The 22,059-nt window shown below is 71.5% G+C and carries 21 protein-coding genes, 1 pseudogene and 1 riboswitch; of the genes and pseudogenes, 16 read left to right on the top strand and 6 right to left on the bottom strand.

The genetic code is table 11. The annotated features are described in order from the left end of the window. The first annotated feature begins 21 nt into the window (after positions 1–21). The 4 genes from ACZ562_RS10010 to ACZ562_RS09995 all read left to right on the top strand — a co-directional run bounded on the left by ACZ562_RS10010 (position 22) and on the right by ACZ562_RS09995 (position 3,637). Positions 22–468, top strand: coding sequence for a roadblock/LC7 domain-containing protein (locus tag ACZ562_RS10010; RefSeq protein WP_471176862.1), 447 nt, complete (start codon positions 22–24; stop codon positions 466–468). Positions 469–475: 7 nt separating this feature from the next. Beyond that, positions 476–856 (top strand): DUF742 domain-containing protein, encoded by a 381-nt coding sequence (locus tag ACZ562_RS10005; RefSeq protein WP_471175823.1) that lies wholly within the window; start codon positions 476–478, stop codon positions 854–856. Between the two features lie 229 nt (positions 857–1,085). After that, a complete protein-coding gene (locus tag ACZ562_RS10000) occupies positions 1,086–1,874 on the top strand; it encodes a carbon-nitrogen hydrolase family protein (protein WP_471175821.1) in 789 nt (262 codons plus the stop codon). 50 nt (positions 1,875–1,924) lie between these two features. After that, positions 1,925–3,637 carry a flavin monoamine oxidase family protein gene (locus tag ACZ562_RS09995; protein ID WP_471175819.1) on the top strand — a complete coding sequence of 571 codons (1,713 nt, stop codon included), beginning with the start codon at positions 1,925–1,927 and terminating at the stop codon, positions 3,635–3,637. Between the two features lie 222 nt (positions 3,638–3,859). Here the strand turns inward: ACZ562_RS09995 and ACZ562_RS09990 are convergent, their stop codons facing one another. Next, positions 3,860–4,546, bottom strand: a complete 687-nt coding sequence (locus ACZ562_RS09990; protein ID WP_471175817.1) for a DUF5995 family protein — start codon at positions 4,544–4,546, stop codon at positions 3,860–3,862. A gap of 206 nt (positions 4,547–4,752) precedes the next feature. Here ACZ562_RS09990 and ACZ562_RS09985 point away from each other — a divergent pair, with 206 nt between their 5' ends. Then, on the top strand, positions 4,753–5,850 hold the full coding sequence (locus ACZ562_RS09985) for a glycoside hydrolase family 6 protein (RefSeq protein WP_471176859.1): 1,098 nt from the start codon (positions 4,753–4,755) through the stop codon (positions 5,848–5,850). A 202-nt stretch (positions 5,851–6,052) separates the two neighbouring features. Here the strand turns inward: ACZ562_RS09985 and ACZ562_RS09980 are convergent, their stop codons facing one another. Further along, entirely contained in the window at positions 6,053–7,264 is a 1,212-nt protein-coding gene (locus ACZ562_RS09980; RefSeq protein ID WP_471175815.1) for an MFS transporter, read from the bottom strand. A gap of 131 nt (positions 7,265–7,395) precedes the next feature. Between ACZ562_RS09980 and ACZ562_RS09975 the strand changes: the two genes are divergently transcribed. Continuing rightward, a complete protein-coding gene (locus tag ACZ562_RS09975; RefSeq protein ID WP_471175812.1) occupies positions 7,396–8,592 on the top strand; it encodes an ROK family transcriptional regulator in 1,197 nt (398 codons plus the stop codon). On the opposite strand, the gene ACZ562_RS09970 is transcribed toward ACZ562_RS09975, so the two are convergent. After that, positions 8,593–9,345, bottom strand: coding sequence for an SDR family oxidoreductase (locus ACZ562_RS09970; protein WP_471175809.1), 753 nt, complete (start codon positions 9,343–9,345; stop codon positions 8,593–8,595). Between the two features lie 102 nt (positions 9,346–9,447). Then, positions 9,448–10,335, bottom strand: a complete 888-nt coding sequence (locus tag ACZ562_RS09965) for an RNA polymerase sigma-70 factor (protein WP_471175807.1) — start codon at positions 10,333–10,335, stop codon at positions 9,448–9,450. 306 nt (positions 10,336–10,641) lie between these two features. Continuing rightward, positions 10,642–10,772, top strand: a riboswitch (FMN riboswitch). 145 nt (positions 10,773–10,917) lie between these two features. On the opposite strand from ACZ562_RS09965, the gene ACZ562_RS09960 reads away from it, so the two are divergent. The 9 genes and pseudogenes from ACZ562_RS09960 (at position 10,918) to ACZ562_RS09920 (ending at position 17,865) form a co-directional block, all read left to right on the top strand. Beyond that, positions 10,918–11,520, top strand: coding sequence for a riboflavin synthase (locus tag ACZ562_RS09960; protein ID WP_471175805.1), 603 nt, complete (start codon positions 10,918–10,920; stop codon positions 11,518–11,520). Between the two features lie 92 nt (positions 11,521–11,612). Beyond that, positions 11,613–11,735 (top strand): annotated as a pseudogene (locus ACZ562_RS09955) (nicotinamide riboside transporter PnuC); the annotation flags it as partial. After that, a complete protein-coding gene (locus tag ACZ562_RS09950) occupies positions 11,732–13,021 on the top strand; it encodes a bifunctional 3,4-dihydroxy-2-butanone-4-phosphate synthase/GTP cyclohydrolase II (protein ID WP_471175803.1) in 1,290 nt (429 codons plus the stop codon). The pseudogene ACZ562_RS09955 and the gene ACZ562_RS09950, both read left to right, overlap by 4 nt. 21 nt (positions 13,022–13,042) lie before the next feature. Beyond that, positions 13,043–13,528, top strand: a complete 486-nt coding sequence (gene ribH, locus ACZ562_RS09945; RefSeq protein ID WP_471175801.1) for a 6,7-dimethyl-8-ribityllumazine synthase — start codon at positions 13,043–13,045, stop codon at positions 13,526–13,528. Positions 13,529–13,562: 34 nt separating this feature from the next. Further along, complete coding sequence (locus ACZ562_RS09940) at positions 13,563–13,835, top strand: phosphoribosyl-ATP diphosphatase (protein WP_471175799.1); 273 nt, start codon at positions 13,563–13,565, stop codon at positions 13,833–13,835. Positions 13,836–13,886: 51 nt separating this feature from the next. After that, positions 13,887–14,735, top strand: a complete 849-nt coding sequence (hisG, locus tag ACZ562_RS09935; RefSeq protein ID WP_471175797.1) for an ATP phosphoribosyltransferase — start codon at positions 13,887–13,889, stop codon at positions 14,733–14,735. A 19-nt stretch (positions 14,736–14,754) separates the two neighbouring features. Then, positions 14,755–15,210: a PH domain-containing protein gene (locus tag ACZ562_RS09930; protein ID WP_471175795.1), complete on the top strand. Its 456-nt coding sequence runs from the start codon at positions 14,755–14,757 to the stop codon at positions 15,208–15,210. A 247-nt stretch (positions 15,211–15,457) separates the two neighbouring features. Beyond that, complete coding sequence (locus tag ACZ562_RS09925; RefSeq protein WP_471175793.1) at positions 15,458–16,783, top strand: hemolysin family protein; 1,326 nt, start codon at positions 15,458–15,460, stop codon at positions 16,781–16,783. Beyond that, positions 16,780–17,865 (top strand): hemolysin family protein, encoded by a 1,086-nt coding sequence (locus ACZ562_RS09920; RefSeq protein WP_471175791.1) that lies wholly within the window; start codon positions 16,780–16,782, stop codon positions 17,863–17,865. The genes ACZ562_RS09925 and ACZ562_RS09920 overlap by 4 nt, the downstream gene beginning before the upstream one ends. A gap of 48 nt (positions 17,866–17,913) precedes the next feature. Here ACZ562_RS09920 and ACZ562_RS09915 read toward each other — a convergent pair whose 3' ends face one another. Together ACZ562_RS09915 and ACZ562_RS09910 are read right to left on the bottom strand one after the other, a co-directional pair. Continuing rightward, a complete protein-coding gene (locus ACZ562_RS09915; protein WP_471175789.1) occupies positions 17,914–19,779 on the bottom strand; it encodes an AAA family ATPase in 1,866 nt (621 codons plus the stop codon). Positions 19,780–20,209: 430 nt separating this feature from the next. Continuing rightward, positions 20,210–20,863, bottom strand: coding sequence for a uridine kinase family protein (locus tag ACZ562_RS09910; RefSeq protein ID WP_471175787.1), 654 nt, complete (start codon positions 20,861–20,863; stop codon positions 20,210–20,212). A gap of 208 nt (positions 20,864–21,071) precedes the next feature. Here ACZ562_RS09910 and ACZ562_RS09905 point away from each other — a divergent pair, with 208 nt between their 5' ends. Continuing rightward, the gene (locus ACZ562_RS09905; RefSeq protein WP_471175785.1) at positions 21,072–22,028 is read left to right on the top strand and encodes a hypothetical protein; all 957 of its coding nucleotides are present in this window, start codon (positions 21,072–21,074) and stop codon (positions 22,026–22,028) included. Positions 22,029–22,059: the final 31 nt, after the last annotated feature.

The following is a 22,059-nucleotide window of genomic DNA, read 5'->3' as shown; positions in this document are numbered from 1 at the left end:
AGGAAGGGACGGACGCCGATCATGCGCAGTGACGACGGGAGCCCCGAGGAACCGGCCCGCGAGCACCCGCGGACGGACCTCGGCTGGCTGCTCGATGACCTCGTGGCCAGGACCCGGCACGTCCGTCAGGCTGTGCTGCTCACCGGGGACGGCCTCCCGCTGAGCGCCTCGCACGGGATGCGGCCCCAGGACATCGAGCACCTCGCCGCCGTCTGCTCCGGCTTCCACGGTCTGGCCCGCTCGGCGGGGGAGCGGTTCGACGCCGGCGCGGTGCGCCAGACCATGGTCATGCTCGAGGACGGCTACCTCTTCATCACGCCGGCGGGTGACGGCAGCCGCCTCGCCGTGCTGAGCGAGGCGCAGACCGACGTCGGCCAGCTGGCCCACGAGATGACGCTGCTCGTCCGCCGGGCCGGCCCGCACCTGGACGCCGCCGTACGAGCGGACGTGGACCCGGACGGTCCCTGAACCAGCTGTGACCGACGAGCACTGGTACGAGGACGAGACCGGGTCGATGGTGCGCCCCTACACCGTGACCCGGGGCCGCACCCGGCCGGCCGCCGGGCACACCCTGGATCTGATGTCCCACGTCACAGCCGTGGACACGGATCGGCAGGCACCCGGCGTAGACCACGCACGGGCATCCCTGCTCGCCCTGGTGCGCCGCGGCCCCCGCCCGCTCGTCGAGCTCGCCGCGGACGCCGACCTGCCCCTGACCGTCGTACGCGTGCTGCTCGGCGACCTCGCCGAGGCCGGCCTGGTGCGCATCGACGCGCCGCGGCCCGCGGTGCCGGGTGGCCCGGCGGCCGACCCGGAGCTGCTGCTGGAGATCGTGGAGCGGCTGCGTGAGCTCTAGGCCCTGTCGTCGAATTGCCGCCTGCCCCGCGACGACAGGACCCAGGGAACGGCCTGACCAGGCCGGGCGGCCGGTGCCCCGGAGGCCGCGCAACGAATCGCCGATCCACTCCTGATGCGCGCAACGATCCGCTCACGGGCGCGCAACGGCTTCTCCTTGTCCGGCCGAGCCCGCCGCCCGTACCGTTTATGTGGCCCCCCAAACCCTTCCGAACCGGTGAGGATCACGCATGCGCACCGCCCTGCTCCAGAGCTCCGGCCGACCCGGCTCCGTCGCCGCGAACCTCAAGGTTCTCGACGAGGCAGCGGGCCGTGCCGCCGCCGCGGGCGCCGGGCTGCTTGCCGCACCGGAGATGTTCCTGACCGGGTACGCGATCGGCGACGACATCGCCCGTCTCGCCGAGCCCGCCGACGGCGACTCCGCAGACGCGATCGCCGAGATCGCCGGCCGGCACGGGCTCGCGATCGCCTACGGCTACCCGGAGCGCGCGTCCGACGTCGTCTTCAACTCCGCCCAGCTGATCTCCGCCGACGGCACCCGGCTCGCGAACTACCGCAAGACCCACCTCTTCGGCTGCTTCGAGCGCGACCACTTCACGCCGGGCGCGACGCCGGTCGTCCAGGCGGAGCTGAACGGCCTACGTATCGGCCTGATGATCTGCTACGACGTCGAGTTCCCGGAGAACGTCCGCGCCCACGCCCTCGCCGGCACCGACCTCCTGCTGGTGCCGACCGCGCAGATGCACCCCTTCCAGTTCGTCGCCGAGTCCCTGGTCCCGGTGCGCGCCTTCGAGAACCAGATGTACGTCGCGTACACCAACCGGGTCGGCCAGGAAGGCGAGTTCGAGTTCGTCGGGCTCTCCACGCTCGCCGGTCCCGACGGGGTCGCCCGCGGCCGTGCCGGCCGCGGCGAGGAGCTCCTCCTCGCCGACGTGGACCCCGTGCTGCTCGCCGCCTCCCGCGAGGCGAACCCGTATCTGAAGGACCGCCGCCCCGGCCTCTACGGCTCCCTCGTCTGAACCCCGCCCAGCCCTCCCCCAGCTCTTTTCGCGCAAGGAGTCCGTACCCCATGACGTCCACCGTGCCCAACGCCGTCGAGCACGCTGACGAGCAGCGACTGCCGATCACCATGTTCGGTCCGGACTTCCCGTACGCGTACGACGACTTCCTCGCCCACCCGGCCGGCCTGGGGCAGATACCGGCGACCGAGCTCGGCACCGAGGTCGCGGTCATCGGCGGCGGCCTGTCCGGCATCGTGGCCGCCTACGAGCTGATGAAGCTGGGCCTCAAGCCCGTCGTGTACGAGGCCGACCGTATCGGCGGCCGGCTGCGGACCGTCGGCTTCGACGGCTGCGACCCGTCCCTGACCGCCGAGATGGGCGCGATGCGCTTCCCGCCGTCCTCCACGGCGCTGCAGCACTACATCGACCTGGTGGGACTGGAGACCCGGCCCTTCCCCAACCCCCTCGCGGAGGCCACGCCTTCGACGGTCGTCGACCTCAAGGGCGAGTCGCACTACGCCGAGACGGCCGACGACTTGCCGCAGGTCTACCGGGACGTGGCGAACGCGTGGAACAAGTGCCTGGAGGAGGGCGCCGACTTCTCCGACATGAACCGCGCCATGCGCGAGCGCGACGTCCCGCGCATCCGTGAGATCTGGTCGCGGCTCGTCGAGAAGCTCGACAACCAGACCTTCTACGGGTTCCTCTGCGACTCCGAGGCCTTCAGGTCCTTCCGCCACCGCGAGATCTTCGGCCAGGTCGGCTTCGGCACCGGCGGCTGGGACACCGACTTCCCCAACTCCATCCTGGAGATCCTGCGGGTCGTCTACACCGAGGCCGACGACCACCACCACGGCATCGTCGGCGGCTCCCAGCAGTTGCCGCTCCGGCTCTGGGAGCGCGCTCCGGAGAAGATCCTCCACTGGCCGTACGGGACCTCGCTGAAGTCCCTGCACGTGGACGGCGAGCCCCGCCCGGCCGTGACCCGGCTGCACCGCACCGCCGGCAACCGGATCACGGTGACGGACGCGAACGGCGACATCCGCACCTACAAGGCGGCCGTCTTCACCGCCCAGTCCTGGATGCTGCTGTCGAAGATCGCCTGCGACGACTCGCTCTTCCCCATCGACCACTGGACCGCGATCGAGCGCACCCACTACATGGAGTCCAGCAAGCTCTTCGTGCCCGTGGACCGCCCCTTCTGGCTCGACAAGGCCGTCGACGACAGGGGAAATCCGACGGGCCGGGACGTCATGTCGATGACGCTCACCGACCGTATGACGCGCGGGACGTACCTCCTGGACGACGGACCCGACAAGCCGGCCGTCATCTGCCTCTCCTACACCTGGTGCGACGACAGCCTGAAGTGGCTGCCGCTGTCCCCGAACGAGCGGATGGAGGTCATGCTGAAGTCGCTCGGCGAGATCTACCCGAAGGTCGACATCAGGAAGCACATCATCGGCAACCCGGTGACGGTCTCCTGGGAGAACGAGCCCTACTTCATGGGTGCGTTCAAGGCCAACCTGCCCGGCCACTACCGCTACCAGCGGCGCCTGTTCACGCACTTCATGCAGGACCGGCTGCCGGAGGACAAGCGGGGCTTGTTCCTCGCCGGCGACGACATCTCCTGGACGGCCGGCTGGGCAGAGGGTGCCGTCCAGACCGCGGTGAACGCGGTCTGGGGCGTCATGCACCACCTCGGCGGGCAGACCGACGCGACCAACCCCGGTCCGGGGGACGTGTACGACGAGATCGCGCCGGTCGAGCTCCCGGAGGACTGAGACACAGGCTCTGAGCCTCACCAGAGGTGCTCGGATGGCTGAGCCTCACCAGCGGCTCACACCCCCGTGGCCGCGCGTCGAGCGCGAGGGTGACCAGAGGCTCGGCCACACCGCGGCAGGCGTCGGGCAGGGAAGGCCCTCAATGCCGTACAGGCCCTGGGTGGCGGGCTCATCTGCGAGTTCGGGCGGGTGTGCGCGTGAATCGGCCACCGGAAGGCCGGATCAGTCGGGCAGCGGCGTGAGCAGCATGCGTCCCGCGAAGCCGACCGCCGCGTCCAGGCGTTCGGTGAACTCCTCTGCGAGGTCGGGCAGTCGGCGCAGTGCCCACAGCGCGCGGGCCGCCGACCAGGAGGCGTCCCGGGCCCGCTCCAGGCTCCACGCGCCGAGCAGATGGGTGAGCGGATCGGCGATCTGGAGGAGGTCGGGACCCGGCATCAGATCCTCGCGGACGCGCTCCTCCAGCGAGACGAGGAGATCGCCGACACGGTCGAACTCGTCCTCCAGGTGGGCGGGTTCGCAGCCGAGCGTACGACAGGTGTCCACCACGGCGAGCGCGAGGTCGTGGCCGACGTGCGCATTGATGCCCGCGAGCGCGAACTGCAGCGGTCGTACGCCGGGATGGTGGCGGAGCTGGAACACGGGCCGCCAACAGGCGGGCGGGCGCCGCTCGTCGGCGGCGGTCTCCACGGCGGCCAGGTAACGCTCCGCGAACCGCACGTCCAGCGTGATCGCGGCCTGCGCGTCCCCCAGCCGGCCGGCGTCGATGCGCCGGTCGACCGCCTCGGTGACGGCGAGATAGACGCGGTTGAAGACCGCGACGCCGTCCCGCGCCGGCAGGGTCGAGTCGAGCGCGCGCATACGGGAGATGACCCCGTCGACGGGAGTGGTGACGTGTTCGCATTGCACCATGGGGGCAGAGTCCCAGCTTTACGCTGGCCCGCGTACCGGCGGGCCCGACGCTTCCCCAGAACGGGGGAACACGCCCGCCGCCCGGAGAGCGCCCCGGAGCCGACCGGGTAAAGGGGAGGGGGAGCGGCACTGTGCCTGGCTTACGGACTCGCAGGCCGGCCGCGCACCGGGCCGAGCGGGGCACACACGCCGGCCGGCGCGGGGTCATGGTCGTGGCGGCCTCCGCCGTGGTCGCCCTCGGCACCGCCACCGGCATGCTGTCCGCGCTCGGCGACGGGCGCGGCTCCGAAGCGGTCCGGCCCGAAGCGAGCAGCTCACCGAGCCTCGCACCGTTGCCCGCGGTGCCGTCGGCGTCCCCCTCGAAGGCGTCCCCCAGTCCTTCGCCCACGAAGAAGAGGGCACGCCCCTCGCCGACGAAGGGGCGGCAGACCGTCGCCACGTCCGCCCGGCTCTACCGCCACCCCGAGTCCCAGGTGCTCGACTGGGTGCGCGCCCACCCCGGCGACTCCCGTGCGCAGGTCATCGAGTCCCGTATCGCCGCCCGTCCCGCGGCCGTGTGGTTCGCCGACTTCTCGCCGTCGACCGTCGCCGCACGGGTCCGCACGGTCACCTCGGGCGCGGCCGCACAGGGCAGGGTGCCGGTGCTCGTGGCGTACGCGATCCCGGGCCGTGACTGCGGCGGGGCCTCCGAGGGCGGGGCGCCCGGCCTCGGCGCGTACGACGCATGGATCGACTCCTTCGCCGCCGGGCTCGGCTCCGGCGAGGTCGTCGTGATACTGGAACCCGACTCGGTCGCCCAGGCCGAGTGCCTCTCGGCGGGCGAACGCACCGACCGCTTCGCCTCGTTGTCCCGCGCGGGCCGCGCCCTCAAGGCCGCGAACCCGAACGCGCGGGTCTACTACGACGCCGGCCACTCCGGCTGGAACGCCCCCGCGAAGCAGGCGGCCCTGCTGAGGCAGGCGGGCGCCGCCTCGCCCGCCTCCTCCGACGGCGTCTTCAGCAACGTCTCCAACTTCCACCGCACGTCCGACGAGATCGACTACGACCGGCAGGTCCTCGACGCCCTCGGCGGCCCGGCGAGCCTCGGCGCGGTCATCGACACCAGCCGCAACGGCAACGGCGCCCCGGCCGACGGGGAGTGGTGCGACCCGGCCGGACGGAAGCTCGGCAGGCCGCCCACGCTGGACACCGGTCAGGCCCGGATCGACGCCTACCTGTGGGTGAAGCTGCCGGGGGAGTCGGACGGCTGCAAGGGGGCGCCGGGCACCTTCACACCGTCGTACGCCTACGAGCTGGCGCGCTGAGCCTCCGCGTCGTACCACGACATCCCCCTCGTCCAGCAGCGGCTTCCGCGTCTTCACGTGGTCGGGCGCGAAGGCGCGCGGGCGGGTCAGCCGGTAGTGACGACGGGCGTGCGCAGCGCGATACCCCAGAGGAGAAGGTCACGCGCGTCGTTGTCCCGGCCCGACGCCGGGACGGGGCGTCCGGCGCTGTGGCGCGACCGGTTCAGGGTCGCGGTTCGTGGACCACTGCGGCCCGCGCGCTGACTTTCGGCCGGTCGCGGTCGCCCGCGCGCAGCACTCCCGCGAAGACCACGAGTCCGCAGGACAGCAGGGCCACCAGTGCGAACGACGCCGTCAGGCTGGTGGCCTCGGCTATTCCGCCGATGGCGCTCGGCGCGACCAGACCCGAGGTGTACGTGATGGTCGCGACGCCCGCGATGGCCTGGCTGGGGTTGGGGCCGCTACGGCCCGCCGCCGCGAAGCAGAGCGGGACGACCACCGCGATGCCCAGGCCCATCAGCGCGAATCCGGCCATCGCCACCGCGGGATGGCCCGCGACGACGATCAGCAGTCCACCGCCGGCGGCGAGGACGCCGCCGGCGCGGACGGTGCGCACGGAGCCGGCACGGTTCACCACCGCGTCGCCCGCGATCCGCGCCAGCGCCATGGTGAGCATGAAGCCGGTCGTGCACGCGGCGGCGAGACCCGCGGAGGTGCCGAGCTGGTCGCGCAGGTAGACCGCCGACCAGTCCAGGCTCGCGCCCTCGGCGAACACCGCGCAGAATCCGACCGCGCCGATGAGCAGCGCCGACTTGGGCGGCAGTGTGAACCGGGGCGGTGGTTCCTCGTCCTCGGCGGGCTGCAGGTCGAGCACCCAGCCGCACGCGGTCACGCCGAGCACGGTCAGCACCGCGGTCGCCAGCAGGTGGTGCAGCCGGGCGTCCGAGCCCAGGTGCGCGGCGAGGGTGCCTGCCGCCGAGCCGATCAGGGCGCCCGCGCTCCACATGCCGTGCAGGCCGGACATGATGGAGCGGCCGAGACGGTTCTCGACCTCGACGCCGAGCGCGTTCATCGCCACGTCGGCCATGCCCGCGGTGGCGCCGTAGGTGAACAGGGCCAGGCAGAGCGTGAGCAGGTTCGGTGCGAGGGAGGGCAGGACCAGCGCCAGCGTCCACAGGGTGATCAGGCCGCGCAGCGCGTTCCGGGCGCCGAAGCGGTGGCTGACGCCGCCCGCGAGCGGCATCGCCAGCGACGCGCCGAGCGCGGGGAAGGCGAGGGCGAGGCCCAGCTGTCCCGCGCTGACCGAAGCATGGTCCTGGATCCAGGGCACCCGCGTCGCGAACGACCCGGTCACCGCGCCGTGCACGGCGAACACGGCGGCCACGGCGTACCGGGCCCGCCTCACCTCGCGCTCGTCGTATACCACTGCACCCATTCTGCGGCCCCTCCCCGATTCTCCGGTCTCCTCCCGCCTTGGCGTAAATTATCAGGGAGCCTGCCTGATAGATAGACAGGGATTTACCGGCGCCCCTCCGGGCCGGACCGCCGATCTGGAAGGATCCCGGCATGCCCGCATCCCCGAGCACCGCCCGGGCCATCAACGACCGTCTCGCCCTGCGTCTGCTCCAGCAGGAGGGCCCGTTGACGGCAGGCCAGTTGAAGCAGCTGACCGGCCTGTCCCGGCCGAGCGTCGCCGACCTCGTCGAACGGCTCACGGCCTCCGGTCTGATCGAGGTGGCCGGGGAGGCGGGGGAGCAGCGGCGCGGCCCGAACGCGAAGCTGTACGGCATCGTCGCCGACCGGGCCCACCTCGCCGCCCTGGACGTGCGGCTGGAGAGCGTCGCCGTGGTCGTCTCCGACCTGCTCGGGCGGGTGCTCGCCGAGGCGTCCGTGCCGATCGGCGGGAACACGGGCACCGGCCCGGCGGTGGACCAGGCGGTCACCCTGGTCGAACGCGTGACGAAGGAGGCCGGGGCCGACCGGCTGCACACCGTCGGGATCGGCGCGCCCGGCCTCATCGACCCGGCGAGCGGCGAACTGCGTGACTCCACCGGCCTGCCCGAGTGGCACCGGCGCCTGGTGGCGGCCCTGCAGCAGCGGTTCCCGGACGCCCGCGTCAGCGTCGAGAACGAGACCAACCTCGCCGCCCTGGCCGAACAGCGCGACGGCGCAGCCCGGGACCGAGACACCTTCGTGCTGCTGTGGCTCGGCATGGGAATCGGCGCCGCGGTCGTCCTCGACGGGGCGCTGCGCCGGGGGGCCTCCGGCGGCGCGGGCGAAATCGGCTTCCTGCCGATGCCGGGGACGGCGGGCCTGCCCTCCGCCACCGACTGCGACGGCGGCTTCCACTCGCTGACCGGGGCGGCGGCGGTCGCGGACCTCGCGGCGCGCTGCGGCGTGACGGCGACGCCCGCGCCGCACGAACCGCATGCCGCGGCGTACGTGCGGGAGGCCGTAGGCCGGGCCGGCGCGGACGATCCGTCCGCCGAGCGCTTCCTCGACGCCCTCGCCGACCGGGTGGCCCTCGGCGGCGCCTCCGTGATCTCCGTTCTGGACCCCGGCTGCCTGGTACTGGCCGGTGAGATCGGACGCGCGGGCGGCGACAGCCTCGCCGCCCGGGTCCAGCGGCGCCTCGCCAGGCTGTCGCCCCTGCCCACGGAGGTACGCGCGAGCAGCCTGGGCGGCGGCGCGGTCCTGCGCGGGGCCCTGCTGACGGCACGGGATCGGGCGCAGGAGGAACTGTTCAGGCCGCCGCAGAGCTGATCAGCGCCGTACACCCCCGAACCGTGCGGCCAGGTACTCCTCGAACGTCCCCTTGCCGACGGCCTGTTCCGGGGTGAGGTGGCCGCCCGCGCGGAACTCCCGGTACGCCGAGCCCCACAGCGGGACGCTCGCCACCGCCCGCCGCTGCCCGGTCGCCTTCAGATACGCGCGGGCCAGCGACCGGAACGTCCGCACCTCGGGACCGCCCATGTCGTCGACCCGGCCCGCGGGCCCGCCCGTCGCCAACTCGGCCAGCCGGTCGGCGACTTCTCTCACCTCGACGGGCTGGTCGCGCACACCGCGCGGCAGCAGCACGACGGGTACCTTGGCAAGTCCCTGGAACAGCTGGACCAGGAGATCGTGGAACTGGGTGGTCCGCAGCACGGTCCAGCCGAGCCCGGACGCCTCGACCAGCTTCTCCACAGCGAGCTTCGTCTTGTAGTAGCCGAACGGCACCCGGTCGACGCCGACGATGGAGATGTAGACCACATGGGCGACGCCCGCGCGCCGGGCCGCCGCGATCAGGTTCGTGGCCGCCTGCTCGTCACCGCCGCGCGGTGTGGTCGCGCAGTGCACGATCGTGTCCACGCCCTCGGCGGCGGCGTCCAGTCCGCTGCCGCCCTCGCGCAGATCGACGGCGTACGGCTGTGTGTGCCGGCTGAGCACCCGAACCTCGTGCCCCTCCGCCCGCAGCCTCTCGGTGACGTGCCGGCCGAGGGTTCCGGTACCGCCGGTCACCAGGATCGTGGTCATGCTGTTCAGCCCCTTCGGACACGGGGCGCTCCCGGTCGGAGCGCCCTTCATGAGCTGGGACCGAGCAGCCCGGGCGAAATGTGACAGCCCTGCGGGATTTTTTTACGGGCGCGCGAGCTGACGGCTTACGAATTCCAGTTTGTCCGGGTTCAGCATGGCCTGCACCCGTGCGATCAGGCCGTCGCGCAGCTCGAACCCGAACACCCCGACGAGAATGTCGCCGGCCCACGCGGCCAGTGCGTACGCGCCGTTCACCTCGACCACGGTGAAGTCCAGGCCCGTCGCGAACTTCTGCACCGTGCCGACCAGGAAGCGGACGACCTTCTCCCGCCCCTCGATCGGACGCCTGGCCGCGGAGACCTTGCCGCCGCCGTCGCTCCACCATGTGACGTCGGCCGCGAGCAGCTCCTCCAGCCCGGCCAGGTCCCCCTCGCGGGCCGCCGTGATGAAGCTGGTGACCAGCTCCTCCCGCAGTTCGGGCGCGGGCTCGAAACGGGACTGCGGCTCGCCGATCCGCTGTATCGCGCGCCGGTACAGCTGACGGGAGTTGGCCTCGGTCAGGTCCAGTGCGTCGGCGATCTCGCGGTGCCCGTACGCGAACGCCTCCCGCAGCACGTACACGGCCCGTTCGGTCGGTGTGAGCCGCTCGAGCAGGACCAGCATCGCCAGCGACACGGCGTCCCGCTGCTCGGCGGACTCGAGGGGGCCGAGCGTGCCGTCCGAGGTGGCGACGGGCTCGGGCAGCCAGATCCCCACGTACTGCTCGCGCCGGGCCCTGGCCGAGGTCAGCCGGGTGAGGCAGAGGTTGGTGACGACCTTGGCGAGCCAGGCCGCCGGGTGTTCGATGGCCGTACGGTCGGCCCCGCTGAAACGCAGATACGCGTCCTGGACCGTGTCCTCGGCCTCGTCGGCGGAGCCCGTCATCCGGTAGGCCAGGCCGAACAGCCTGGGGCGGTGGCGCTCGAACTCGTCGGCGATCGCGCTCGTCATGCGCTCACCCTGCCAGATCGGGGGAGCGGGACGATGAGGGGGCCCGGCGGCGGGCAAGGGCCGTCGTCACCACCGCCGGGCCGGTCTTCGCGGGTGGGGGGGAGGACCCCTCACCTGGGCAGACCATAAAAGGACTAGACCATAACGGTCAACAGGTATGGACCAATCTCAAGCCGCCCCGCACGTGTACGAGTTGGGGCCGCCCGGCCGGTGCGAGGAGTCCAGCGGCGGGCTCTGTGATCGACCCCACACCGCTCGCCCGAATGGACGCCGATCGGGCGTGGCACACTGGCTCTGTACCAGAAGCAGCGCACTCCGGGGTCGGTGAAAGTCCGAACCGGCGGTTACAGTCCGCGACCCGGTCGCCTCCAGCGGCCGGTTGACCAGGTGAAATTCCTGGACCGACGGTTAAAGTCCGGATGGGAGGCAGTGCGCGGCGGGCGGGCATTCGTGCGCGCCGCCGTACCGGTCCGCCATGAGGCGAGTCCCGTCCGGCGTCGCCCCCGGTGTTCCTGCTCGTACATTCTGTCGTCATCGACAGCCCCGGAGTCCGTGCCCGAATGAGGCAGGAGGACCCGGGAAGTGTTCACCGGAATCGTCGAAGAGCTTGGTGAGATCACCGCCGTCGAGATCCTCGACGACGCCTCCCGCTTCCGTCTGCGTGGACCGGTCGTCACGGAGGGCGCGCGGCACGGCGACTCCATCGCCGTCAACGGCGTCTGTCTCACCGTCGTGGAGCACGAGGGCGACGAATTCACCGCCGACGTCATGGCGGAGACCCTGAAGCGCTCCAGCCTCGGCGCCCTCACCGTCGGCTCCCGCGTCAACCTGGAACGCCCCATGGCCGTGGGCGCGCGCCTCGGCGGCCACATCGTCCAGGGCCACGTCGACGGCACGGGCACGGTCCTGGAACGCAGGCCGTCCGACAACTGGGAGATCGTGAAGATCTCGCTGCCCGCGGACCTGACGCGCTATGTGGTCGAGAAGGGCTCCATCACCGTCGACGGCATCAGCCTCACCGTCGTCGACGCCGGCCCCGACCACTTCACCGTCAGCCTCATCCCCACCACCCTCGACCTGACCACCCTCGGCCACAAGCAGCCGGGCGACCCGGTCAACCTCGAGGTCGACGTCATCGCCAAGTACGTCGAGCGGCTGCTGGGCAGTCAGGGGGCCACCAGGTGAACTGGCTCACCTCCGAGGCGTTCACGCTCTTCGACCAGCAGATCAAGTGGCCGGACATGATCGGCAACGTGATCGGTCTGATCGCCCTCGCCGGCTTCGCCTTCTCCGGCTTCGTCCACATCGTTTACGGCGCGCTCGTCCTGTGGGGCATGCGCGACTGGTGGCTGCGCTCCCGCAGGGGCACGCGGCCCGTCCTGGAAGGAGCGCCCGCATGACCACGGCCACCGTCCTCTACAGCACCGACAACATCGAGGACTGGTCGCTCGACCCGATCGAGCAGGCCATCGCCGACATCGCGGCCGGCCGGCCGGTCGTGGTCGTCGACGACGAGGACCGGGAGAACGAGGGCGATCTCGTCATCGCCGCCGAGAAGGCCACTCCCGAGATCGTCGCGTTCATGATGAGCGAGTGCCGCGGACTGATCTGCGCCCCCATGGAGGGCGACGAGCTGGACCGGCTGAAGCTCCCGCAGATGGTCGAGGACAACACCGAGTCCATGAAGACCGCGTTCACCGTCTCCGTGGACGCCTCCGCCGCGCACGGCGTGACCACCGGGATCTCGGCCTCCGACCGCGCCACCACGCTTCAGCTGCTCGCCGACGGCACCGCCCGGGCCGACGACTTCGTCCGCCCCGGCCACATCTTCCCGCTGCGCTCCAAGCCGGGCGGGGTGCTCGTCCGCAACGGCCACACCGAGGCCGCCGTCGACCTCGCCCGCCTCGCGGGCCTGCGCCCGGCCGGCGCGATCGTGGAGATCGCCGGCGAGGACGGCCGGATGCTGCGGCTGCCCGAGCTGATCCCGTTCGCCCGCAAGCACGGTCTGACGATCATCTCCATCGAGGACCTGATCACCTACCGCCGTGCCGCCGAGCCCACCGTCCGCCGCGAGGCCGAAGTCCGGCTGCCCACCGCCCACGGCGAGTTCACGGCGTACGGTTACCGCTCCACCGTCGACGGCGTCGAGCACGTCGCCCTCGTGCACGGCGAGATCGGCGACGGCGAGGACGTCCTGGTCCGTGTCCACTCCGAATGCCTCACCGGAGACCTCTTCGGCTCCCTGCGCTGCGACTGCGGCCCCCAGCTGGACGCCTCTGTGCAACGCATCCGGACCGAGGGGCGGGGCGTGGTGGTCTACCTGCGCGGCCACGAGGGACGCGGCATCGGCCTGATGTCCAAGCTGCGCGCGTACGAGCTCCAGGAGCGCGGCCGCGACACCCTCGACGCCAACCTGGAGCTCGGCCTGCCCGCCGACGCCCGGGACTACGGCGCCGGCGCGCAGATCCTGGCGGACCTCGGCGTCCGCAGCCTGCGTCTGATGACGAACAACCCCGAGAAGACCGACGCGCTCCTGCGCCATGGCCTCAAGGTCAACGGACGGGAGCCGATGCCCGTACAGGCGGGCGAGCACAACCTCCGCTACCTGCGCACCAAGCGGGACCGGATGGGGCACGACCTGCCCTGGCTGGACACGGCCCCCGTGTCCACCTGCGGCAACCAGTAAGAAAGAACCACGAGGAGAGACGTGAGCGGCAAGGGTGCACCGGAACTGTCCGTACGCAACGTCGGAGACCTGCGGGTCGCCGTCATCGCGGCACAGTGGCACGAAAAGGTGATGGACGGTCTGGTGAACGGCGCCCTGCGCGCCCTGCACGAGCTGGGTATCGACGAGCCGACCCTGCTCAGGGTCCCGGGCAGCTTCGAGCTGCCGGTCGTCGCCAAGGTCCTCGCGGGCCGCGGGTACGACGCGATCGTCGCCCTCGGCGTCGTCATCCGCGGCGGGACGCCCCACTTCGACTACGTGTGCCAGGGCGTCACCAACGGTCTCACCCAGGTCTCCCTCGACACCGGCGTCCCCGTCGGCTTCGGCGTGCTGACCTGCGACACGGAGGAGCAGGCCCTGGACCGGGCCGGCATCGAGGGCTCCAACGAGGACAAGGGGCACGAGGCGGTGACCGCCGCGGTGGCGACCGCGGCCACCCTCCGCTCAGTATCTGAACCCTGGCGGTAGTCGGGCCGGTACAGCGGCTAGGGTGAGGACCACCATGTCCAAGAAGACGTTCGAGGAGCTCTTCACCGAGCTCCAGCACAAGGCCGCCCACGGCGATCCCGCCACTTCCCGCACCGCAGAGCTGGTCGGCAAAGGCGTCCATGCCATCGGCAAGAAGGTCGTCGAGGAGGCCGCCGAGGTCTGGATGGCCGCCGAGTACGAGGGCAAGGAGTCAGCCGCCGAGGAGATCTCGCAGCTGCTCTACCACGTACAGGTGATGATGGTCGCCCGCGGGATCTCCCTGGACGACGTCTACGCCCACCTCTGAGCCGCAACCCGCACCACAGCACCGTACGAACGAACGAAGGAAGCCGACCTCATGCTGCGCATCGCCGTCCCCAACAAGGGTTCCCTGTCAGGCCCTGCGGCGGAGATGCTGCATGAGGCCGGCTACCAGCAGCGCCGCGAGTCCAAGGAGCTGCGCATCGTCGACCCGGAGAACGAGGTCGAGTTCTTCTACCTCCGCCCCCGTGACATCGCGATCTACGTCTCCTCCGGCCGCCTCGACATCGGCATCACCGGGCGCGACCTGCTGATCGACTCCGGCGCGAAGGCCGAGGAGATCCTGCCCCTGGGCTTCGCCCGCTCCACGTTCCGCTTCGCCTCCAAGCCGGGTACGGCGAAGGGCGTCGAGGACCTGGGCGGCATGACGGTGGCCACCTCCTACGAGGGCATCGTCGCGGGGCACCTCACCGACCACGGCATCGACGCCTCCGTCGTCCACCTCGACGGTGCCGTCGAGACCGCCATCGAGCTCGGCGTCGCCGAGGTCATCGCGGACGTCGTGGAGACCGGCACCTCGCTGCGCAACGCGGGCCTGGAGATCATCGGCGAGCCGATCATGAAGTCGGAGGCCGTCGTCATCCGCCGCACCGGCGCCGACGGCGAGGACCCCAAGGTCCAGCAGTTCCTGCGCCGCCTCCAGGGCGTCCTGGTGGCCCGGACGTACGTGATGATGGACTACGACTGCCGCGTCGAGCAGCTGGAGAAGGCCGTGGCACTGACCCCGGGCCTGGAGTCGCCGACCGTCTCGCCGCTGCACAACGAGGGCTGGGTCGCCGTCCGCGCGATGGTCCCCGCCAAGGAAGCACAGCGGATCATGGACGACCTCTACGACATCGGCGCGCGGGCCATCCTGACGACGGCCATCCACGCCTGCCGCCTCTGACCGCGATCCGGAGCACACCATGTCGGATCTGCCCACCCTCCCCGTCACCTTCCGGCCGGGCCGCACCCGCGCCGTCCTGCTGACCGCCGGTCTCGCCATCTTCGTGGTCATCACGACGGTCGCGATGCTCCTGGAGCGGCTCAGCCCCGGGGAGCGCCTCAGCTTCGTCCTCACGGCGGCGATGCTCTTCGGCGTGCTGCTCGTGCTGTCGCGGCCGAAGGTCGTCGCAGACGAGTCCGGCGTCACCGTCGTCAACATCGCCAGCAAGCGTCATCTCGAATGGGCCGAGATCCTCCAGGTGAACCTCCGGCCCGGCGACCCCTGGGTGTTCCTCAACCTCAGCGACGGCACCAGCCTGCCCGCGCTCGGTATCCAGCCGGGCATCGCCAAGCAGCGCGCGATCGCGGACGCGCGCACGCTGCGGGCGCTCGCCGAAGCCCGTTCCATCAAGGATCCCGGGCCGCAGGAAGGCTGACTCGCGCAAACTTTGGGGGCTGACTCACGGGCGTCCACCCTGCCGCACAGCCCGGTGTCTTGATTAATCTGTTGGCGGAGGCGTTTTTCGCGCGCCTCCGCCCCTGTGTGCCGCCCGGCGCCCAGGGGTTCCTGCTACCCGAGGAGTGACTCCCTCCGGCGATGGACGGATCGTCCTGTAGTACCTGCGCCGCCCCCTGCCGACATACCGCGGACCCGGTCCGCGCGTACGCGCAGGCGGCGGCATCATGACCACGCCCTTGCTGCTCCTCGCAGCGGCCTTTCTGCTGATTCTCGCCAACGGCTTCTTCGTGGCGGCCGAGTTCGGCCTGGTCACCGTCGAAGCCACGGACGCCGAACGCGCCGCCGCGGAGGGCGACCGACGTGCCCGTACGGTGGTCGAGTCGCTCAAGGAGCTGTCCTTCCAGCTCTCCGGCACCCAGCTCGGCATCACCATCACCTCCCTCGTCGTCGGCATGCTCGCCGAACCGGCGCTGATCGAGCTGCTGCACGGCCCGTTCACCGCGATCGGCATCCCCGAGGGCGCGGTGTCCGGTGTCGCCGTGGTCGTCGGCATGCTGCTCGCCTCCGCCGTGCAGATGGTGATCGGCGAACTCGTGCCCAAGAACTGGGCGGTGTCCAAGCCCATGCAGGTCGCGCGTTTCGTCGCCGGCCCGCAGCACGCCTTCGCACGCCTGTTCCGGCCGGTGATCGCCGGCCTCAACGCCGTCGCCAACCGGCTCGTCCGCGCGATGGGCGTCGAGCCCGCCGAGGAGCTGGCCTCCGCCCGCACCCCCGGCGAACTCGTCTCCCTGGCCCGGCACTCCGCGCAGGCCGGCGCCCTGGAACAGGACACCGCCGACCTCTTCGTACGGACGCTGTCGCTCGGTGAGCTGACCGCGCAGCACGTCATGACCCCACGGGTGAAGGTCAGCGCACTGCAGTCGTCGGCGACCGCCGAGGACGTGGTCAATCTGACCCGCGCGACCGGCCTGTCCCGCTTCCCCGTCTACCGGGAGAAGATCGACGAGATCGTCGGCATGGTCCACCTCAAGGACGCCCTCGCGGTTCCCTCGCGGGACCGGCTGCGTACCCCGGTGGGACGCATCGCGCGCCCGGCGTTGCTGGTGCCCGAGACCCTGCCCGTGCAGCCGCTGCTCGCGCGCCTGCGCAGCGAACAGCCCATCGCGGTGGTCGTCGACGAGTACGGCGGCACGGCCGGTGTGGTCACCCTGGAGGACATCGTCGAAGAGATCGTCGGCGAGGTCCGCGACGAGCACGACGGTCAGGACCTGCCCGAACTGGCCGCCGCACCGCCCGAGGACGGCAGACTCGCCTGGGACGCCGACGGCAGCTGCCGTGTCGACGTCCTGCAGCGGATAGGCCTCGACGTGCCCGAGGGGCCGTACGAGACCGTCGCCGGCCTGGTCGCCGATCTGCTCGGCCGGATCCCGGCCGTCGGCGACAGGGCCGACCTGCCCGGCTGGCGGCTGTCCGTGCGACGGGTCGGCCACTACCGCGCAGAGCGGGTCCGGCTGGTCAGAACGGGGACCGTCGTGGAGGCCGCCCGATGAGCCTGCTCCAACTCCTCTTCGCCGCGCTGCTCGTGCTCGCCAACGGGTTCTTCGTCGGCGCCGAGTTCGCGCTCGTCTCCGTGCGCCGCAGCCAGATCGAACCGCTCGGCACCACCCGGTCCAGGCAGGTCCTCTACGGCCTGGAGCGGCTGCCGCAGATGATGGCGGCCGCCCAGTTCGGCATCACCGTGTGCTCGCTGACGCTCGGCGCGGTCGCCGAGCCGACGGTCGCGCACCTGCTGGAGCCGGTCTTCGAGTGGATCCACCTGCCGCACGGCATGATCCACCCCCTCGGCTACGTGATCGCGCTCGCCGCCGTGGTCTTCTTCCACCTCGTGATCGGCGAGATGGTCCCGAAGAACCTCGCGATGGCTGCGCCCGAGAAGGCCGCGCTGTGGCTCAGCCCCGGCCTCGTCGCCTTCGCCCGCCTGTGCCGGCCCATCACCGTGGCCCTCGGCGCCTGCGCCCACGGCATCCTGCGGCTGTTCCGCGTCGAGCCCAAGGACGAGATCGAGGCCGTCTTCACCAGCGAACAGCTCAACCGGCTGGTGGAGAACTCCGGCCAGGCCGGCCTGCTCGACCCCGAGGAACAGGAACGCCTGGAGGACGCCCTGGAGCTGGGCTCCCGCCCGGTGACGGACGTGCTGCTGCGGCGCGAGTCACTGGTGACGGTCGGCCCGGCGGTCACCCCGGGGCGGATCGTCGAGCTCACCGCGCGCACCGGGTACTCCCGTTTTCCGGTGGCCGCGGAGAACGGCGCCTTCATGGGCTACCTGCACGTGAAGGACGTCCTCGATCTCGAGGACTCCGAGCGGGCCGTGCCGCAGCAGCTGTGGCGGCCCATGACGACCCTCAGGTCCGAACTCCCCCTGGACGACGCGCTGACCGTCATGCGCCGCGCCGCGACGCACCTGGCGCAGGTGGCGGACGCGTCCGGGAAGGTGCTGGGTCTGGTCGCGCTGGAGGACGTGCTGGAGCTGCTGGTCGGCGAGGTGACGGATCCGGCGCACCGGGAGACGCCGGAGATCAAGGTGACGGAGCCGCGGGCGAGCGGAGAGCCCGAGGAGGCGCTGGCGAGCTGACGACCGGGTGCCAGGGCCTGTCCGGCAGGTCCTGGGCCGCGGGGTCCGTCACATCGCCGACGGATCCTGCGGTCCCCGGCCCGACAGCACCTCGCCGTACGCCTGCATCAGATCCGGCAGCCGCAGCGTCGACAGGTCGTCCCGGGACAGCACGCCCGGATACATCGACAGGCGAAGATCCCGGTACGCGCAGCTCTTCTCGTACAGCGTCCGCAGGAACCGCCCGTTGCCCAGCTCGTCGATCCACCCCTGGTCGACCACGTGCCCGGCGATCGAGCGCAGCTCGTCGAGCGCCTCCTGGTCCCACACGTCCCCGTTCTCGGCGGCCAGCACCTCGCCGATCGAGGTCAGTTCGAGGGGGCGGTACGACGGGAAGTCGACGCGGGTCGTGAAGCGGGAGGACAGCCCGGGATTGGCGGCCAGGAGGCGGTCCATGCCCTCCGGGTAGCCGGCGAGTATCACCACGAGGTGGTCGCGGTTGTCCTCGGCCCGTTTCAGCAGCACCTGCAGGGCCTCGTCGCCGTACGCGTCGCCCTTGCCATAGCCGGAGTTGGAGAGGGAGTAGGCCTCGTCGACGAACAGGACGCCGCCGAGCGCGGAGTCGATGAGTTCGTTGGCCTTCACGGCGGTCTGGCCGAGGTACTCGCCCACCAGGTCGGCCCGCTGGGCCTCGACCAGGTGGTCGCCGCCGAGCAGCCCCAGGGCGTAGAAGACGCGGCCCAATATGCGGGCCACCGTGGTCTTGCCGGTGCCCGAAGGGCCGGAGAAGACGAAGTGGCGTTTGGGAGGCTGGACCGGCAGGCCCTGCCCGGCGCGCAGCCGGGCCATGTTCAACTGGGCGGAGAGCGCCTTCACTTGGCGTTTCACGGGCTCCAGGCCCACCATGCGCTCCAGCTCGGCGAGCGCCTCCTCGAGCAGCGCGGGATCGGTGGGCCCGGCGGGCAGCGGCGGCACCGGTACGACGCTCTTCTCGCGCACCGCCGGGTCGGCCACCGACGGCAGGGGCCCGGCGGGCGGCAGCTCGGGCTCCGTCAGCCGCAGGTCCCGTCCGTCGGTGCCGAAGAGCGGGTCCACGCCGTCCGGCCCTTCCAGCGCGTCCTGCCCGAGGCCGGTGAGTGCGATCGCCGCGAGGTCGGCGGAGTCGTCGTAGCCGTCGCCTTCGGCGATCGCGGCGAGGCGGGCCGACGTGTCCATGAAGGCAGGGTCGACGCGGTGCACGGCCCGGTACAGCGGGAGGGCGGCCGCGCTGCGGCCCGTGCCCTCGTGCGCCCGTGCCAGCCAGTAGCGCAGCTCCTTGCGCTGGGGCTGTTCGCTGCGGCAGCGCATCAGGGCCGCCGACAGGAGTGGTTCGGCCTGCCCGTACATCTCCAGGCGGACCCGGGCCATGCCGCCGAAAAGGCCCGCCTCGATGCCGAGCATGGGGTCGTCGAGCAGCGGGTCGGTGTGCCGGACCAGCTGCTCCCAGTCCTTGACCAGATAGGCGCGGCAGGCGTGCAGGAAGCGGACCTGGTGGTCGGTGTCGACCGGCGGCAGGCCGGCGAGGGCCCGGTCCAGCTCCGGGACGTGCCGGCCGTCCAGCCAGTGGGAGGCGTGCGCGAGCAGCAGGTCGCGGGGGCTCTCCAGAACGGGCTGCACCCACCAGCCCAGCCAGTACCAGGAGTTGAGGGCGCGGCGGTGCCGGGCGCGTTGTTCGCCGAAGCGTTCCTGGTGGCGGAACATCCGAAGCAGCGCGGTCGTCGTGTCGACGCGCAGCGCGTGCAGCCCGAGCCAGCCGTCGGCCATCCCGGGATCGATGCGCACCGCGGCCCGGAATTCCTCCTCCGCCTGCGGATAGGCGCCCACCGTGTAGGCATCCACACCCCGCATCCAGGCGAGGTCGGCCGGGGCCTCGGGGCCCTGCGTGCCGAAGTCCATCACGTCCCCCACAGACCGTGCCCCCGCTGGTTCACCGACGGGCCGTCGCCGTCAGCCGCTTTGGTCAACGGCTGTGCCGCGGACCGGAGTTGCGACGGTGCGCAGAGCAGCCGCCGTAGGCCGCACCGAGGGCATCGTACCTGCGGTGGCGTCGCCTGCCGAAGAGTGCCGCACAGGCTGTTTGGCGAGGTGGGAGCAGATGGGCGCATCGCGCATGGTGACCGAGGGTGAACGAAACACGCCTGGCGACGCCCCGAAAAAGAAGTGACGGCAGAACGAAGCCCCCGATCACGGGGGAACAACCGGGGGCTTCGCGAGTGCGGGCGGCGTCTCATAGCCGCACATTGAGAACGTAAGTCCTGTACGGGCCCCCGGTCAAGCCGAGTTGAAGCACTTGGGAAAGGTTCTCGGGCAATTGACCTTCACAACTTCACCACATTGAGGACCGCTCGTCACCGAACGTGAGGGGTTGGTCCGGTCCAATGGTCCCGGCAGGTCCCCTGAGTACCTCGTATCCCTTGCTGCACTGCCCTACCAGGAGATCGGCGAAGGGGCGGGAAGGGTCCTCGGCGAAGTGCCGGTGCTCCGCCCGGACCCAGCCGGCCCAGAAGTCCCGTTGTTCCTCCCCGTCCCGTGACCGCCCGCGCGTCCACGACTCCTCGTGCGGCAGCTCCATCCACAGCAGATGTGCCAGGTGCGGGCGCACGGCGCGGCGGCCCGCACCCACTCCCTCCACGAGGATCACCGGGGCCGGCGGCAGGGTCCGGTGTGGTCCGAAGCGGCGGGCGCGCCAATCGTAGGGGGCGTAGTACGCGCCCTCGCCACGGCCGAGCGGTCCGATCACCTCGCTCAGCAGCCGCCCGGTCCAGTCGAACAGTTCGTCGTGGCTGGCGATGTCGTCGAGGTGCAGCACGGGCGCGCCGTCCAGTGCCCGGGCCAACTGTCCGGCGAACGTGGACTTTCCGGAGCCGGCGTGCCCGTCGATGCCGATCAGCCGGATGGGGCCGCAGGACGGGGGCAGGTGCCGGAGCCGGGAGACGAGGTCGTGAATGGCTGTTCCTGGGATGGGAGGAGGGGCGTGCATATTTCTTTGGAACATTCTAAGGCCGAGGCCCGCGGACCGGGAAATAGTGCCGCATTGAACTAGTCGTCGAGCCCCGCCCTCGCCTTCTCCGGCGTCTTCGCAAATCGCCGTCCGTTATGTCGAAATCGACGTTCCGCTCGCCCTCGCCGCTGAGTAGGGTGCCTGGTGTTCAACTGCGAGGCGTCGTAACGGGGATGGACAGGGGCAGATGGCCGCGGGGTTATTCGAGGGGCAGTACGTGTGGCATCCGGCGGCCGACGACCGTCTGCTCGCGAGTGTGTGCGTCGACGTACGCGCCGGCCGTTGCCAGAGCGCCCAGGAAGCCCTGGCCGAATCGCGCGGCGATTTCGGGCTGCGCGCCCACCGCTCCCTGGTCCTGGCCTCGGAGGCCGCCGACTCCGACCTCGCCGAGCGCTGGCTGGCCGAGGACCCCACTCCCGAAGCCGGGCTGATGTGGGCCCGGGTCGCCGTGCTGCGGGCGCTGCGCGCGGCCGACGCACATGATCCGCGTGCCGAGGCGCTGGAGCGCATGGCGCTGGCGGCCTGCGACCGGGCCGCCGCGGCGTACCCCGCCGATCCCACGCCCTGGGTGGCCAAGCTGGCCATGGCACGGCTGCACCGGCTGCGCGACCCGGCGCCGCAGGGGCTGCTGACCGCGCCGCCCGGCCCCTGGCGGCTCTTCTCGCACATCCTGACGCTCGACCCCTGGCACCGTGAGGGCCACCACCGCTTCCTGGCGTGCTTCTTCACACGCCACGGCGGCTCGGTGAACGCGGCCTGGGATGTCGCCGCGTTCCTCAGCCAGCGGGCGCCCGCAGACTCGCCGCTGCGGCTGCTCCCACTGGTCGCGCTGGTGGAGAGCTACAACCCGACCCAGCTGCTCGCCGACCGCGTCTGGGAACAGCCCCAGTGGCGCGCCACCGCGCTCGCGGTCTACCAGAACTGGCTTCCCGCGGTGGCCGGCTACCGCTTCACGCCGGTGATCGACCTGGCGTACCTCGCACACGCGCTGGTCATGGCGGGGCGCGAGTTCGAGGCCCGCGCGGTCTTCGCGGTGATGGGTCCGTACGCCTCCCGCCTGCCCTGGAGCGTCTTCGGCGAACCGGCGGAGCAGCTGTCCCGCGCGCGCCGCGCCTGCGGCCTGCCCGTGCCGGGAGCCCCCTGAGCCTCCCCGACCCCCACCGAGAGAAAGGCCG

The sequence above is a fragment of the Streptomyces sp. NPDC040410 genome, from assembly GCF_055595715.1.
The sequence above is the reverse complement of the archived record's forward strand: the minus strand, read 5'-3'. Positions and strand labels throughout refer to the sequence as shown.

Bases quoted from the DNA above. Each gene is read 5' to 3' on its own strand.
- ACZ562_RS10010 (WP_471176862.1), top strand. From the start codon at position 22: ATGCGCAGTGACGACGGGAGCCCCGAGGAACCGGCCCGCGAGCACCCG.
- ACZ562_RS10000 (WP_471175821.1), top strand. From the start codon at position 1,086: ATGCGCACCGCCCTGCTCCAGAGCTCCGGCCGACCCGGCTCCGTCGCC.
- ACZ562_RS09995 (WP_471175819.1), top strand. From the start codon at position 1,925: ATGACGTCCACCGTGCCCAACGCCGTCGAGCACGCTGACGAGCAGCGA.
- ACZ562_RS09990 (WP_471175817.1), bottom strand. From the start codon at position 4,546: ATGGTGCAATGCGAACACGTCACCACTCCCGTCGACGGGGTCATCTCC.
- ACZ562_RS09985 (WP_471176859.1), top strand. From the start codon at position 4,753: ATGGTCGTGGCGGCCTCCGCCGTGGTCGCCCTCGGCACCGCCACCGGC.
- ACZ562_RS09980 (WP_471175815.1), bottom strand. From the start codon at position 7,264: ATGGGTGCAGTGGTATACGACGAGCGCGAGGTGAGGCGGGCCCGGTAC.
- ACZ562_RS09975 (WP_471175812.1), top strand. From the start codon at position 7,396: ATGCCCGCATCCCCGAGCACCGCCCGGGCCATCAACGACCGTCTCGCC.
- ACZ562_RS09970 (WP_471175809.1), bottom strand. From the start codon at position 9,345: ATGACCACGATCCTGGTGACCGGCGGTACCGGAACCCTCGGCCGGCAC.
- ACZ562_RS09965 (WP_471175807.1), bottom strand. From the start codon at position 10,335: ATGACGAGCGCGATCGCCGACGAGTTCGAGCGCCACCGCCCCAGGCTG.
- ACZ562_RS09950 (WP_471175803.1), top strand. From the start codon at position 11,732: ATGACCACGGCCACCGTCCTCTACAGCACCGACAACATCGAGGACTGG.
- ACZ562_RS09940 (WP_471175799.1), top strand. From the start codon at position 13,563: ATGTCCAAGAAGACGTTCGAGGAGCTCTTCACCGAGCTCCAGCACAAG.
- hisG (WP_471175797.1), top strand. From the start codon at position 13,887: ATGCTGCGCATCGCCGTCCCCAACAAGGGTTCCCTGTCAGGCCCTGCG.
- ACZ562_RS09930 (WP_471175795.1), top strand. From the start codon at position 14,755: ATGTCGGATCTGCCCACCCTCCCCGTCACCTTCCGGCCGGGCCGCACC.
- ACZ562_RS09925 (WP_471175793.1), top strand. From the start codon at position 15,458: ATGACCACGCCCTTGCTGCTCCTCGCAGCGGCCTTTCTGCTGATTCTC.
- ACZ562_RS09920 (WP_471175791.1), top strand. From the start codon at position 16,780: ATGAGCCTGCTCCAACTCCTCTTCGCCGCGCTGCTCGTGCTCGCCAAC.
- ACZ562_RS09915 (WP_471175789.1), bottom strand. From the start codon at position 19,779: ATGGACTTCGGCACGCAGGGCCCCGAGGCCCCGGCCGACCTCGCCTGG.
- ACZ562_RS09910 (WP_471175787.1), bottom strand. From the start codon at position 20,863: ATGCACGCCCCTCCTCCCATCCCAGGAACAGCCATTCACGACCTCGTC.
- ACZ562_RS09905 (WP_471175785.1), top strand. From the start codon at position 21,072: ATGGCCGCGGGGTTATTCGAGGGGCAGTACGTGTGGCATCCGGCGGCC.